Raw genomic sequence first — 16,130 nt, 5'->3', positions numbered from 1 at the left:
TCATGGATTCTATTCAGATAGATTTTACAGAACTGAGGACATCATGGACTAAATATGATATAGTCCAAGCATTGGATGTTATATATAGTGTTGATACTATACAGAAATATAAGAATAAGGAAGCAAAAATTAATGAAAGAATTTTGCGTTCATTTCTTGGTATCAACTCTCTAGATGATCCAATTCCTGATTATTGGATTGAAATTCAAAAATATCCAATAGAAAAGAAAATATTTTCATTACTAGCTTTGATCTTTACTCATGGAGGGGTTGTAAAAGACTTTGCAACTAAGTATTCAAAAGATAACATGAAAGGTGTCTTTTATATTGATTCTAAAGATAAACAGCTTACTAATATTCGCAGTGCTTTAGTGGTTGCAGAAGCAACAGAGCCGACAAATAGGAGAAAAAATGAAGTACCTTATGACTTCTCTGTTGTATATTATAATCCTAAAGTTGGAAAATTATTTAAAAAAGTATTATTAGAAAGGTTTTCCAGATTTACAAATAAAGAACTCTCGAATGATGAGTTTTATAGTATATGTGAGAAAAATGAATTTCATAAAGCTTTAAGTTTAACTTTTGATCAATTCAAAACATGGCTTGAAGGATATAGCTTTGATGCGTGTTACGTTAAAGAATTACATATCAGGAATTTTCTATCAATAAAAGAGCCTGTAAATATTGACTTTGAAAAATCAAAAGAAATATATTTTCTTGGAGAGAATGGTGACGGAAAGTCACTTATAATAATGGCAATATATCTTGCTTTTAACGGAAATTATATCAAATATAAAACTGAAAAGCGGGATACAGGAATTGCATCCGATATATTGGATAATAATAGCGATCTATATGGTATTGATGAGTGGGGGCATCAATATAATATTTCTAATGCAATATATCTTGATAATCTTTATGCTTATGGTACACATCGCGGAAGATATAATGCTGATCCTTCTGAAAAATATGGTTTCATGTCATTATTCAATAATGATCTTACACTAAATAGCCCAGAGCAATGGCTGAAAAATCTAAAATTGGAAGAGGAGCAAGCTGAAGAAAATAAGCTAAAAATAAAAGTTGCAACTAAACAATTAGAAGACATTCTATTTAATTTACTCGAAAGAAACGTTAAAACTCACATTGAAGGGAGTAAGATTTTTTTTGAGGAAAAAGGATGTTTCCTAGGTATAGATCAATTATCAGAAGGATATAGGAGTATCATTATTTTTGTCTGTGATTTGTTGTATCGTTTATATAAAAAGAATAGCAATGATATATTCAAAACAAAAGGCGTTGTTTTAGTCGATGAAATAGATCAACATTTACATTTAAAATGGCAAAGAATAATTGTTAGTAAGTTACGAAATATATTTCCAAATATACAGTTCATATTTACGACGCACAGCCCTACAATTATTCAAGGCGCATCAGACGATTCTATTATATTTAGAACGTATAGAGTGAACGGCATAACAAAAGTGAGTGAACCCTATTATAGAAAGGACTTAGATCATCTCATGATGAATACTTTGGTAACTTCTTCTCTGTTTGGATTGGAAGATTCCAGATTAGACACAGATGATAATAATTCCGATACTAACGACACTTATTTATTGTATAAAATAAATAAGAAACTTATTTCAAAGTTACAGGAACAAAAAGAAAAAGGTAAGAATTTTGTTAGTGAGAACGAAATTGACTCTTTGATAGATAGCATTTTAGAAGAATATCAAAATGAAGAAGATCGATAAAGACTTAGCAGTAATACCACCATCACTAGTTATTGGTGATGATAAGTTAACACACCAAAGGAGATTAGAACTAATAGCAAAGAAACATTATATAAATGAAGCACCTTACAATGATCGATATAAAACTGATGATATTAGAGATAGATTAGTGCTTATATATAACAACAAATGTGCTTTTTGCGAACAAAAGGTTGAACAATATCATATTGAACATTTTAGACCTAAGCAAATTTACTACTGGTTAGCATATAGTTGGGATAATCTTTTATTAGCGTGTCACTACTGCAATAATTATAAAGGTATAAACTTCGCAATAAAAGGAAAGCGAGCTAAATGTCCTAATACAAAAGATTTAAAAAGCATCAATACTATATCATCCAACAAATATAATCTTCAAGAACAACCAAAGTTAATAAATCCAGAGCAATCAGATCCAAGTCCTTATTTGATATTTGAAAAAGATGGGAAAATAACTTCTGACAACGAAGATTATAAATATACAATAGAAACATGTAGAATAGATCGTAAATATCTAAATGACGGTAGAAAAAAAATTATTGATAAATTTAAGAGAGAAATAGTTTCAGAGCTTGTTTATAATTCAACTCCAGAAGAACAAAAGCATGCTATAAATATATTGGTCAGACGTTTTGTTAATGAAGCCAATGATAATGATAATGAATTTTTGGCTTTTCGTAATTTTGCAATTGGACACAATTGGTTAAATGATGTAGTAAAAGAAGCTATTACTACCTTATAATAATTATAATGCCTATATGCTCTCGAAATTTGATAAATCAACAAATATGTTTATCTTTGCATCTAGTGTTCTCCATGAGCAAACTACCGCAAAAGCACATAGAAAATCAGTGGGGTTAAATCATGGGATATGCTTGAAACTAAAAACATAAAGTTTTAAATATCAGCGTAGTAACTCTCTCAGGAGAATCCCAGGAGAAATACAAAAAGTTAAGTAGTTATCTAATGTAGGTAACTACTTTTTTGTTTATATACACTATATACGGGTATTTATGCATGTTTCATGACAAGCAGCCAACTTTCCTGTTCTTACTTTTGATGTTTACCTCTTTTTCACCCCAAAACAAATGATGGAGAGTGGGGTTGGGGAGGAAATAATCATTAATTAAAAAGAACAGTGTGATGAGAATGAAGACATTAAAGGAAGGTATTGTGGCTCATGCGGAGGGGCTGGGGGAATTGTTTAAGTTTTCGGCAGAGCATACTTGCAGAAGTATATTGCATAGCTTAGAAGAGTTTACTAATATCGAGTTGCTAACTTTTAAAGATTTGACAGCAGGATTTTTTCTGGGTTTTGAGCACTATTTGTGGGCGTCGGGATGTTCACGAAATACTTCGGCATGCTATTTTCGAGCGTTACGGGCTATTTGTAAAGGGGCTGAGAGGCAGGGAATGGTGAAAGACGCTAAGAAGCTCTTTTGTGAGGTGTTTATGGGGTATGAAGAGACGAAGAAGAGAGCGCTGAGTATTGAACAGCTTCGTATGGTGGCAGGTGCAGATTTGGAGGAGCCAAGTTTAGTGATGGCACGAGATCTGTTTATCCTTTCTTATTATTTAAGGGGGATTCCTTTTATAGATTTAGTTTACTTGAGGAAGACGGATATTCATGATAATGTGCTTTGCTATCGCCGCAGCAAGACGGGGAGAATGTTGACGATTACACTTGAACCGTGGATGTGGGAAATTATTGAGAGATATTTATGTGATGATCTTGATTCACCCTATTTATTAAGGATTATACGCCAACCGGGAAGCATACCAGAAGAAAGGCGTCAGTATGAGAGTACCTTGCGACTTTACAATAAACATTTGTATCGGTTATCTGAACGATTGGGATTAGAGGTGAGGCTAACTTCATACGTAGCACGACATACGTGGGCGACTCTAGCATATAATGAGGATATTCCGGTGGCTAAAATTAGTGCAGGATTGAGCCATGCTTCGGAAGAGATAACACATACTTATTTGAGATCGTTCTCTGATGAACAATTGGCAGTGGTAAATTTGCAGATGGCAGCATTGGTGAATCCGATGGCAGAAAAGGAATGGAAGAGGAAAGAAAAAGAAAAGGGAAAAGGAAATAGGAACGATAAAGAAAGAAAAAGCTCTAAAAATGAGCTTCATACAGGCGTTCCGATTCCCGGTAGGAAACGGAACGATTCCGGCGGTAAAGGAACTGTTTTCAATTGAGATAAACAAGGAAAACTGGAAATACTTATCGAAGTTTCCCTGTTTTCTGTAAAAAATCGGTTAGTTTACAACATCAGACACGACAAAAACAGCTCTCTTATCCTGAAAGTTAGATTTTGTCCGGAAAAGTCATGTCAAGAAATGGGATATTGCTGTAATAATATGATATACTGCCTCGAAAGTCCTTTATATAGATTAGAAAGCTTTCACTTTTTTTATTTGAAGATACGACTCCCCTTACCCATACCTCAATATGGGGGAAGCTCATTATAAAATCGAAGAATACAAGGAGGAAAAACGAAGAATTGTCCGCCTTTTTAAAAAGGAAGACGAGTATTATCCGCCTGTCCTATGCTTACGGCGCCGTTTGTTCCGTTTCCTACCGGGAATCGGAACATCCTTAACAAAACAGACAATAATCTACATAAAAAGCAAGCGCTATGTTAACACTCAGAACCAAACTCGCCCTGGCAGTACTACACGACATCCAATATAAGGATTATCAGTTGAGCACTTCCTTCAATTATTCCCCTTCCGAAATAGCCTATCTGTTGCAGGCTCTCTCAAAAGGACATATGATTACGCTGGCGGAGAACCAGCCGGACAACCTGCCCGAATCTTACCGCCTTGCCTGCGAATATCATAAAATCAACCTCCTCTCCATTCTTGAAGCATTGGGCGAAGGTATCTACTTCAACCGTCCCAGCGATGAGGATTTCTATTCTTGCTACGGGACAACAGCCCGTAAACTGGGTATCATCAACCAAATGACACGTATCTATCTGATGGAGATTTCCATAGCCGAACTCCCTGTCAGTGAATGCCTGACCGGCAACCATGCCATAACCATGCCGTAACCCGCATCCGACACGCCAATATAAATCCGAATTACCCATGAAACGACTTTATCTGCTGATTCTGTTACTCTGTACGGTGAGTACCGCTGCCTTTACCCAACGTGTGGCATTGCGCACCGACCTGCTGTTATGGGGAACCACCACCCCGAATGCAGGAGTGGAAACCGGCATCAACCGTCATTTCACAATGGTACTGAACGGCGCTTACAATGCATGGAAATTCGGCAATGATATGAAACTGAACCTCTATCTGATACAACCGGAGTTACGATATTGGCCCTGCCGCAAATTCGAGGGGCATTTCTTCGGCGTGCACGGACATTACGCTTATTATAATGTGGGGCAGATTCCCTTCTTTTCGGGCATGGAAGACATCATTTACCGGGGCGACCTGTATGGCGGGGGCATCACCTACGGTTATCACTGGGTGCTGGGCGACCGCTTCTCCGTGGAGGCCGTGATAGGTGGCGGCTACGCCCGCATGGAATATGACAAATACCGGTGCGCGGGCTGCGGCGAGCGCATGGGACATTATAAAAGGAATTATTTCGGGCCTACACGGGCCGGTGTGTCACTCATTTATTTCATACGATGAAAGTTATGGTAATTCTCTGCTGCATACTCTGGTTCTGCACCTCCTGCACGTTCGATTTTGACGAGCCGCAGGTGTGTCCCTACAATGTACGGCTGAATTACCGTTATGCCGGAAGACCCGATGCCGGACAGCTCGCCATGTATGTGGATAATATCAGGCAGTTCCTTTTCGATGCGGACGGGGTGCTGGTGGATACTTGGACATTGCAGGGCGACAATCTGGAATACTGGCAGGGAGAATTACCTCCCGGACGCTACACCCTCGTGGCATGGGGAAACCAAAGATATGAAAGTGACATACTACCCCCGCCGCAACCCGGTGTGACAAAAATCCGTGAACTGGTAATGACCTCGGCCACGGGAACACCCGCAGGAGGATACCGGACCAACACCGAACGGCTCTATTACGGATATGGCACATTCGAAGTTCCCGCCACAGGGGTTTCAGTGAACAGGACCGTATACCTGACACACTGCCACGCCGTACTCCGGATAACCGTACATTGGGAAGACGGTTACTATCCTGCGGAAGGAACGGGCGGATATACGCTCCGTATGCGGGGCGTGCCTTGCGAATACGGTTTTCCGGCAGGTTACGACATACCGCTGGCTGTGGGTGACGGGGCTTTCACATTCCCCTCCATAGGCAGTCCGGTGACGTGGCACCAGACCCGGGCGGCAATGAACTACAATGACGAACTGACGGGGGAACTGGTGACGTACCGCCTGACATCGGGTTCGCACCCGTTGCTGAGTATCTACCGGGGCAATGAAAGGATTATGAAGGAGATAGACCTGCAACTATTCTTTCGTAAGCTGCCTGTCAGTCTGGACGAAAACACGGAACAGGAATTCGACCTGCTGGTAACCATAGGGCGGACGATTGTGGTAACGCAAATGAATGCGTCGGACTGGACGGAAGGAGGAGGACTCGGATAAATTAAAAATTGAAAGTTGAAAATTGAAAATTAAAAGATGGAGAGGATGAAATATATAATAGGAGGATTGGCTGGGGTACTGCTGGCGGCGGAAGCATGGGCGGGCGGAACTCCGGTACTCAGTTCGCATGTCTTTACGCAAGGGGACAGTCTTCATATAGAACTGCTGTTGAATCTGGACGATACAAAAGCAGGGAATGCGGAGGCTTACCGCTTTACGCCCGTGCTGCGCAGTGCGGGACGCTTGCAGGAACTTCCGGCAGTGGTGGTGAGCGGGCGTCTGCGTGCCCGTGCCGATCACAGGCAGCAGGCACTCCAACCCGCACCCGGCTATATTCCTCCTTACCGCACGCTTTATGCCCGGAACCGGAAAGACAGTATCAACTATCATGTGTCCGTCGCTTACAGTCCGTGGATGGAACATGCCTCGCTGGTGCTGATGCGTGAGCAACGGGACTGTTGCCGGATGAAGATTCTCGGAGTGGAGCCGCTGATGGCAGACCTTGATTTGGCAAGCCCTTTCCGGGTGCCGCAGGGGCAGATAATGATTTCACAGGGGCAGGCAGCGGGTTCGCAAGGACAAGTAGCGATTCCGCAGGCGGTTGTGGAAAGGCAGGAAACGGGTGCTACCGACCGACGGGAAACAAAGGGTCGTGCAGACTGCATGCCCTGTGCTGAATGTACGGCTATGGTGACTTACCTTACTCCCGAGGTGGAAACACAAAAACACCGTTCGGAAAGTGCCACCTTATATATAGACTACCCAACAGGAGTGTATGATGTCCGCCGGGAGTTCCACAACAACCATTCTGAACTAGAGAAACTGGACAGCCTGATGCGACCGCTCATCAAAGGGAATCTGGCAAGCATCTCTGAAATTTCCATTTGCGGCTATGCTTCGCCTGACGGAACATACAAAGACAATGAAATACTTGCTTCCAACCGCGCCCGCTGTTTCAAGGAATATATGTGCGCAACGTATATGCCGGGACACAACCTTTATAAAGCATCTTCCATACCAGAAGATTGGGACGGGCTGGTGGAACTGCTGAAACAGCATCCTATGAGGCATGGTGACGAGGTATTGACTCTTATTTCACGGACAGGCATCTTTGAAGGACGCGAAAAGCAGTTGATGGATATGTATGGAGGAAATGTATATAGGGAACTTTTGCAAGACTATTTCCCACAATTAAGGCGCATACGGGTTACGGTGGGTTATGAAGCCCGCGCTTTCAATATCGAAGAGGCGGCAAGCCTGATATACACACATCCCCGTTTGCTGTCATTGCAGGAAATGTATCGAGTAGCCGCATTCTACCGTCCCGGCACGGAGCAATACCGTGAAGTCTATGAGATAGCCGCTTATCACTTCCCTGACGATGCGCTGGCAAACATCAATGCCGCTTCAGCGGTAATTATGGCGGGCGACCCGATAAGTGCCCGGCAATATCTGGATAAGGTGGCGGACGATCCGCGTGCATGGAATGACTTCGGTGTACTGGCGTATCTGGAAGGTGACCGGAAGAAAGCCGAGGAATGGTTTCGCAAGGCGCTGGGAATAGAACCGGAAAAGGCGAGGAAAAATTTGAAGAAGATGAAGAAGGAGGAATGAAGGATAAAGTATCTGTCATGCTGAGCGAAGCCGAAGCATCTGCTCTTTGTATGCAAGGGAGAAGAGATTCTTCACTACGTTCAGAATGACGGGATGAGTAATGAAAGTAAATAGTAACTGCATAAAACGCTACAAGTAATGAAAACATTAGCTAAAATCTTGCTACGCCTCTCATTGGCGGTGCTACCTTGTTTGGCGGTAGCTTGCACCTCGGAGGTGGAAACAACAGGCGGGACTCCCGAAACGCCGGAGAACCCGCAGGCCAATGACCCCAACCGCCGTTCGGTGGTAATCTCACTACAAAACAAGCTGATTCTGGTACAGGGTACACCAGAGAGTCGCCCTATGACCCGCGACGGCATAGCCGAAGACGATGAGAACCGCATTGGAAGTCTTGATATTTATGCTTTCGGCAGCGATAAGGAAGAAGGGCCTTACACATTTCAGGAACGTTTCGCCTACCGTGCGGAGGCCGGAAAGCTGCCCACGGGTATTTCCCCACTCGACCTGAAATCGGATGAAGCAGCCGGAAGGGTGAATGTGGTGTTCTATCCCCGCAAGGGCCTGTTCACCAAGTTTTATTGTGTAGCCAACCAGACGGAACTGAATGATGCGACAGGACATGAGTACACCGGCTATACACCGTTGCAACAGAATTCGCAACAGGCAGGCGTGCCGGGCGATGCGGTAACGACACCCGGTATTCCTACTGAAAACGACTTCATCAAACTGAATACCCCGCTATTGGAGCCCACCGGTTTCAATACGGATATCCTACTTGCCCCGCTGCCTATGTCCGGTGCCAGCAGCCAGCCTGTTGACTTGCGGGAATACAGCATGGGGACATACGTGCGGCTGAACGTCTCGCTCAGCCGTGCCGTGGCGCGATTTGACGTGGTGAATGATGCCGTAAAGTCTCATTTTACTATTACCGATATCAGTATGGGCAACGGACGACAAGGCGTAACACTGTTTCCCATTCGGGCTATAGGCGACGTTCCCGCCACACCCGGACAGTTGATTACATATCCCTACCGTCCTTTTGACGGGCTGAATGCCAACATAGGAACCACCACCAAGGCTTTCTACTGCTACCCGTGCAAGGCAATGGACGAAGGGTTCCTGATATTGAAAGGACTGTATGCGGTGAATCTGACAGACGAGAAGAAAGAGGTTTCTTACCGCATCCCCTTCGAACGGGTGAGCGACGGCAACGGCACACGCATTGAAATCAATCATAACCACCGCTACACAGTACAAATCACCGAAGCTGACCCTTTTGAACTGACAGCCAATATTCGTCTGGTGGACTGGGAAACTGGCGATTATATTGATGATTATGAACCGGACAACGGACTGGAAGCCATTACCGTAGCCGATTTGTTACCAGTAGATGAGACCACTTACGAGCCCAATACCAATATCGTTACACTATTACTCAAGGCTGGTAGTAGCTTCACCGTTACCACCGGTTCCAATGCTGGAGTGGATGCAAAACTTACCTATTACGGTGGTACAGCGGAAACCGAATGGCTGAAATGGGAGGAAATACCTGTAACGACCACACGTGCAGAAACCACGAAGCAGGTGAAGTACAAAGTTTCTTTCAAAGAAAACTATACCGGTGACTCCTATCCCCGTGGTATTCTCCGCCTGATGGACAAGGCAGGAGGTAGCGAGGAAGTGGTACTGATAGATACGACCTATGGTATTCCTGAGGTAGAAACCATAGGCGGTGAAATGAATCCGAGCGGGGTGAGCAACTGGAATGCAGCAGAGAGCACACTCTATTTGGCACAAGTAGTCAGTGCCGGAACTTCTTCTACGGGCAAGATCACTGTCACTTCCATAGGCGGCAGTAAGATAGAACTTCCCGTTAACTCGGATATCACTGTCACCCCGACTTCAAGCACGCATACCACGCAGGAGTACACCTTTCAGTGGGCGGCTACGACTGCTTCCGATCTGACGGAAAAGGAAATTGCCGTAAATGTATTGAATAACTCCGACCACACTAAAATAGGAAATATCAAAGTAAAGTTGCTACCCAACCGAATCAACAACTTACAATTAACAACCGCACCTTCGGATATTAAGCTTTCGGATATAACAACTACTACTGCAACCCTCACTATGCCCATCATCAAGGACAAGCAATTCACCCTTACAATGGATAATTACAGCAAGCCTACTCTAAGTACGAAACCATCGTGGCTGGAGGTAGTTACATCACCCGCCATACGCAGCGCACCGGAGAGCCTAACGACGAATTTTACTTTCAGACTGATAGAGGATGCAGAAAATTTTGCTGATACAGAACTGGTGTTTACTAATGCTTCCGGAGGTACAGGGATGACGGTGAATATCACAAGAGTGTTTCAAGCGCCTACAATTACAGATGTAAGCGGTGCAACGCCATCTGCCAACTCCTTCTCCAGCAATACCGTATACCTGCAACATACGAAAACGGGCTCTTCGACTACGAAGAAGATCCGCATTTATTCATTAGGAGGACACACATTTGTAGATCCGAACCTAAGCTCGTTTTACAAGTCTTCGACCAAAGTGAATAATAGCACGACCGATTATACTGTTGGTAGCAGTTCGTGGAATAATTACACTGGTACTGAAAGTTACACGATACCCGTAAAGAATGCATCGGACGAAAGTAAAGTTACAAACCTTAAAATGCAGTTTAGGTCCTCACGTCCGTCCATAAGCGGAGCATCGGGATACTCCAATGCGTTTAACCTTACGGGTTATGATACATATGGCTACCTGTACGTGAATGATGATGCATCTTTGTATGGAACATACAATGCTAAATTCAGGCTTTATTCCGAATGTGGTTTCTCTGCGAATTCGAGTTCTGTAGGGATACTATCAATTTCCCGGACGAAGGTTTGGAGCTCGAACTCTAAATATGACGAGTTCAACCTGTCTATCCCGGGTAGTCCCTGGTTGGGATCAACTACAGAAGGCAACTATACTTTCGGAACAGTCACATTCAGTGCCGTCAATGAGAGTGGATATTACAACGACTATCAGCTAACAATATATAACAAGCTACCGATTACTGCCGGATATTGGGCGTATAAGGTAGGTGGCAAGTTCTTTAGCAAAGTCAGTGAATTAAACGTATCACTCAGTACTGCCAGATCGAAAGCCAACTCGGTCGGAAATGGCTGGAAGACGCCAACTGCAAGTGATGTGCGTAACACTATATTTACATCTCTGCCTAGTAGTGTAAATGACAAAACAGTAAACACCAAGAGTGTACCTTCATACTTTTTTAATATTCTACCTGCTATTAACCAATATAGGTATCTCTTGATAGAAACAAGTACGAGCAGAACAGGAAACGGCTATGGGCTGGATTACCAAACTAGTGGAAATGTTATTAGCTACGGCTGGGGAGATACAGCTGAACCCTCAGATCACAATTTTGGAACCTGCTATGTATTGGTACATGATTGAGCAATACGTAGGGCATGGCTCCGTCCTGGCGAATTTGTAACCCGACACATCACATCCGATCAAAAGATTAATTTTTATCGGATTACAAATCCTACTACCAAACACAAGCGGATTGCAAATCCGCTTGAACGAATACTGTTTGAAATGATAATCCCTTCATTGGGCATAGCTGGCAACAGCACATTCGTTCTTTGACATGTTGGAATGATTTTTATAATACTTTGCTGGTATTCTTGATGATAAATACGTATCTTTGTCAAGCATTAAACATCCTCATTATGGGGCGGTTATAATGTATTTAAGTATATGTGTTCACATTAAATAGAAAGTAATTATGAAATATTTGAATCCTAAAGCAGACTTGACCTTCAAGCGGGTCTTTGGCGAACATCCCGATTTGGTGATGAGCCTCTTGAACGCCTTGCTGCCACTGACTGCCGATCAGGAAATAACCGATATTGAATATCTCCCTTCGGAGATGGTTCCCGAAAATCCATTGCGTAAGAACAGTATTGTTGATGTCCGTTGCAAGGATAAGCAGGGCAGACAGTTCATTGTGGAAATGCAGATGATTTGGTCACCGGAGTTCAAACAACGTGTGTTGTTCAATGCCTCTAAGGCCTATGTTCGCCAGATGAGTGTTGGCGAACAATATGAGTTGCTACAACCCGTGTATTCGTTGAATCTGGTCAATGAGATATTTGAACCGGAGCTGGAAGGGTATTATCATCATTATCAGATGATTCATGTGGAAAACTCTGATAAAGTGATTGATGGTCTCCAACTGATTTTTGTAGAGCTGCCTAAATTTACCCCGCATTCGTATTCTGAAAAGAAAATGCAGGTGCTTTGGTTACGATACTTGACTGAAATCAATGACAATACCCGTGAAGTGCCAGAAGAACTAATGGCGAATCCCGAAGTGAAAAAAGCGGTTGATGCCTTGGAAGTATCGGCTTTTACGGATGCGCAATTGGCCGGTTATGAAAAGTTCTGGGATATTATCAGTGTGGAAAAAACGCTGTATAATAGTGCGGAACGCAGAGGGATGGAGAAAGGTATGGCCGAAGGGATGGAAAAAGGAATAGAGAAAGGAATAGAGAAAGGAATGGCGGAAGAACGACATCTCATAGCCCTTAATATGAAAAAACAAGGCGTTTCTTTCGAGCTAATTTCTCAATGTACCGGATTATCTATAAAAGAAATAGAACTCTTGTAATATCATACATATTGCACATTGACGCTTAATCTTTAAGCATTACCCTATATTTAAATCATTCCAACATGTCAAAGAACGAAAGCTAGTTTGACATGTTGGAATGATTTTTTTGTGAAATACCCTCCCGTTTCGACGGATTACCAATCCGCAGAACAGCTTTTCTCCAAGAAATTCATTCCCTCATGCCATAATTATCCGATTTATCAACCCGGCAAAACTTCGGTTTTACCGACATTACTAATTATAAAAAATAAAGATTATGGCAAACGAAATCAAGTATCAAATCAACGGTCAACTGGCGGACAACACCGTGACCGTGGACAACAAGGAGGACATGATCCTCGTCCCCGTCTCCATCGGCAACGCCGATGAGAACCGCATTATTGCCGAACTGAAAGCCGAAGACTCCGGTCTGCGCGAAGAAACCATCCGTCACGTATTCGACCTGCAAAAGCGTGTCATCAAGCGGCTGCTGATGACCGGAGTGAGTGTGAATACAGGGTTATACTACGCTTCTGTCAGCTTCCGGGGCATCATAGAGAACTCCACCTGGAATCCGGCAAAGAACTCCATCGTGGTGAACTTCAACGTAGGCGCCGACCTGCGGGAAGCCATCAAGCAAACCACCGTGGGCATCATCGGCGAGAAAGGCAGCGCCATGTACATCGGTGGCGTACAGGATGCCTCCACCCGCGCACTCGACGCCTCAGCCACCGCAGGACGTGCTTTCACGCTTACAGGCGGCAAGTTGAAAGTGGTGGGAACTGACCCAGCCGTAGGCATTACCTTGACGAGCAGTAAGGGCACGGAAACCAAAGTGACCGAAGACCTCTGGGTAACGAATGATCCTTCGAAACTGACATTCATTATCCCCGCCAATCTGGCGGACGGAACGTATGAGCTGAAAGTAACCACGCAATTCGGTAGTAATAGCAAGACATTGCTAAAAGCTCCGCGCAGTGTAACGAAGACCATTTATATCGGTACGGCTCCCTCAGGAGGGGGTAGCGGTAGTGGTAGCGGCGGAGAAGGCGGTTTAGATGAGAACCCGTTGGGATAAAAGAAACAACCGCAACCGATAGCCCTACTGCTACGCCGGTCGTAGGTGACCGGCTACGGGTGGCATAGACGGCCGGCTACGACCAACGAAGACGACCACCTACGGTACCCGTAGCAGTACGGCCTGCTAAACAGCTTATAATTAATTTATTAACTTTCAAATAAAAGTATAGACAAATGATGAAAAAAAGTAACATGCTTTGGATGTCCGCTCTACTGGCCCTGCTTGCAGGATGTAGCCAGAACGAGTTGGGTATTGACGACACTCCCACAAGTGGAGCGCAAGGCAAAGAGATCCGTCTCGTATTTAGTGGCGGAGGAGAGTCGCAGGAATACACCCGCGCCATCGCTTCCGAGAGTGAAAACCAGATTGATAATCTGGACATCTATGTGTTTGCCGCCACCGCAGACGGCGGAGACTACCAGTATCTGGAAACGTGGAAAGCCGCCGCACAGGACAACACCGCAGCGAAGACCTTCAAACTGAGCGGTGCCGGAACCGACCGGAAAGCCTCCATCTTCCCCACGGAACTGAAAGGCATCCCCAACCTGAAACTGTATTGCGTGGCAAACAGTACAACGCTCTACAAGACTGACGGAACCGCCATCGATCCCCTGACAGCGGTGACCACCAACGCCGCCACCGGAGCCATCGAAACAGAAGGTACGAAAGCCACAGTCTTCGAGAGCTACTTCACCGAGAAACTGGACGCAGCAGGCACCGCCTTGGGCACCCCGCTGGTGATGACCGGAAGCGGTACTACGAAGATACTGGGTAACATCGCCACGGTGAACATCGAACTCAAACGCCGCGTGAGCCGCTTCGACATCGACAACGAATCCGCCAAGACGGGATTGATTATCGAAAGCGTATCGCTGGGCAACGGGCGAAACCAATCTACCGTGATGCCGGGCACGCTGGAAGAACTTGATCCTGCCGGACGCACCGCCAGCCTCATCCAGTATCCCACCACCGAAGGTAGTTATCTGATGCTGCCCAAAGCCAATCAAGGAGTGACGGAAAGTGCCCTCTATACTTATCCGCTCAAGGATACGGACAAGGCGTTCCTCATCATCAAGGGCAAATACCAGAACCCGATGCAGAAAGAGCCCGTTCCGGTGGAATACCATCTTGATATACAACGTATACCCGATGGCGGCGGTGATCCTAAATTCATGGACGTAGTAGCCAATACCCGCTATACCCTGCACATCAAGGAAGTGATGGAAGCCACCATCACCGCTTTCTTCGAAATCGTGGACTGGACCAGTGGCGGTGGAGTTATCATCAAACCCGACAACGCAGCGCCCGTGGTGACTGCACTGAATGTGGAAGGAACCGAAACAGACGTCACCACCAAGGAAATCAGTGTGAACGCTGACAATACGGAGAAAACCATCACACTGACCGCCACTGCCAGCGGCAAGGTACAGCCGAAGTTCAGCACTACAACCGGATGGAGCATCGACTGGTTGACACATGACGTTGCCAGTTATCAGTCGGAAGTGGTAGACGGAGTGACTACCACCACCATGACCTTCAAATACACGCTGACTGCTGATGCACCGTATGCTCCCGTCACACTGACGCTTGCCAATGAATCAGCGTCACAAGATGAGTCGGTGTACACTACGCTGACCATCGTGCCGCCTGCCACAGCCCCGGTACTGGATTTCGCCACACCGGATGCGGCTACGGGGAATTTCAATTTATATGATCAGGTAAATAACAGGCTCACTATGTACAAAACCGGCAAGAGTAGTATCACGCTCGGGGCAAGCTGTCCTTTTGGCACGAAGTTGGTGTTGTCTAACACGCTTCCCTGGCTGGAGGTATCGAAAGCTGCCACAGGTCCGGCATCAAGTGACACCGGAACTCCCGCCACGGATGTGCATGCAACGACTCCGGTAGAGGAATTCTATACGCTGAAGCTGAAGGATGTGACGGCAACCAGTGACGCGAACAGCAAGTTCGAAATCATCAGTCTGGGTGACGACACCAAGAAGCTGGAACTGACGGTAGAACTGTTTGACCCTGCCATTACGACGATTGAGCTAACAGGCACTCCGGGTGGAGCCGCCTATACCGACAATAAGATTACCGATGTGCCCCGCACCGCCGCAGCCACCGTTGAAGTGAAGGTGACTTCCCCGCAGGGTGTGACGGCGAGCACATTGTCATCCTGGTTTACTATTGCAGAGACTTCTCCCTTTGCAAAAACCAATCCGACGGATGCCACCGGCAGCCAGGTATTCACCCTGACCGTGAAAAATTCCGTCACCGACTTCACCGCCGCACCGATTGTGCTGAAAAACAATATCTCGGGCATGGAAGACGTGACAGTGCTGGTAAGTCCGGCCGCACCTGCTGTCGTTCCTTAATTC

The 16,130-nt window shown here is 45.1% G+C and carries 11 protein-coding genes; all 11 read left to right on the top strand.

The genetic code is table 11. The features are described from left to right. Positions 1-2 precede the first annotated feature (2 nt). The 11 genes from K6V21_RS09880 (at position 3) to K6V21_RS09830 (ending at position 16,127) form a co-directional block, all read left to right on the top strand. A complete protein-coding gene (locus tag K6V21_RS09880; RefSeq protein WP_224321659.1) occupies positions 3-1,757 on the top strand; it encodes an AAA family ATPase in 1,755 nt (584 codons plus the stop codon). Then, positions 1,741-2,517 (top strand): retron system putative HNH endonuclease, encoded by a 777-nt coding sequence (locus K6V21_RS09875; RefSeq protein ID WP_224321658.1) that lies wholly within the window; start codon positions 1,741-1,743, stop codon positions 2,515-2,517. The genes K6V21_RS09880 and K6V21_RS09875 overlap by 17 nt, the downstream gene beginning before the upstream one ends. A 401-nt stretch (positions 2,518-2,918) precedes the next feature. Then, positions 2,919-3,986, top strand: coding sequence for a tyrosine-type recombinase/integrase (locus tag K6V21_RS09870; RefSeq protein ID WP_224321657.1), 1,068 nt, complete (start codon positions 2,919-2,921; stop codon positions 3,984-3,986). 440 nt (positions 3,987-4,426) lie between these two features. After that, the gene (locus K6V21_RS09865; protein ID WP_217718643.1) at positions 4,427-4,843 is read left to right on the top strand and encodes a hypothetical protein; all 417 of its coding nucleotides are present in this window, start codon (positions 4,427-4,429) and stop codon (positions 4,841-4,843) included. 37 nt (positions 4,844-4,880) lie between these two features. Continuing rightward, positions 4,881-5,438, top strand: a complete 558-nt coding sequence (locus tag K6V21_RS09860) for a DUF3575 domain-containing protein (RefSeq protein ID WP_224321656.1) — start codon at positions 4,881-4,883, stop codon at positions 5,436-5,438. Beyond that, entirely contained in the window at positions 5,435-6,376 is a 942-nt protein-coding gene (locus K6V21_RS09855; RefSeq protein ID WP_224321655.1) for a FimB/Mfa2 family fimbrial subunit, read from the top strand. Before K6V21_RS09860 ends, K6V21_RS09855 begins: the two co-directional genes overlap by 4 nt. A gap of 45 nt (positions 6,377-6,421) precedes the next feature. Beyond that, positions 6,422-7,990 (top strand): DUF3868 domain-containing protein, encoded by a 1,569-nt coding sequence (locus tag K6V21_RS09850; protein WP_224321654.1) that lies wholly within the window; start codon positions 6,422-6,424, stop codon positions 7,988-7,990. 138 nt (positions 7,991-8,128) lie between these two features. Beyond that, positions 8,129-11,467 carry a hypothetical protein gene (locus K6V21_RS09845; protein ID WP_224321653.1) on the top strand — a complete coding sequence of 1,113 codons (3,339 nt, stop codon included), beginning with the start codon at positions 8,129-8,131 and terminating at the stop codon, positions 11,465-11,467. A 334-nt stretch (positions 11,468-11,801) separates the two neighbouring features. Further along, positions 11,802-12,686 (top strand): Rpn family recombination-promoting nuclease/putative transposase, encoded by an 885-nt coding sequence (locus tag K6V21_RS09840; protein WP_224321652.1) that lies wholly within the window; start codon positions 11,802-11,804, stop codon positions 12,684-12,686. A 271-nt stretch (positions 12,687-12,957) separates the two neighbouring features. Beyond that, positions 12,958-13,746, top strand: coding sequence for a DUF4469 domain-containing protein (locus tag K6V21_RS09835; RefSeq protein WP_408912870.1), 789 nt, complete (start codon positions 12,958-12,960; stop codon positions 13,744-13,746). A 176-nt stretch (positions 13,747-13,922) separates the two neighbouring features. After that, entirely contained in the window at positions 13,923-16,127 is a 2,205-nt protein-coding gene (locus K6V21_RS09830) for a hypothetical protein (RefSeq protein WP_224321651.1), read from the top strand. Positions 16,128-16,130 lie beyond the last annotated feature (3 nt).

The organism is Bacteroides cellulosilyticus, assembly GCF_020091405.1.
Classification (GTDB): domain Bacteria; phylum Bacteroidota; class Bacteroidia; order Bacteroidales; family Bacteroidaceae; genus Bacteroides.
This window is presented reverse-complemented; position numbering and strand designations above follow the sequence as displayed.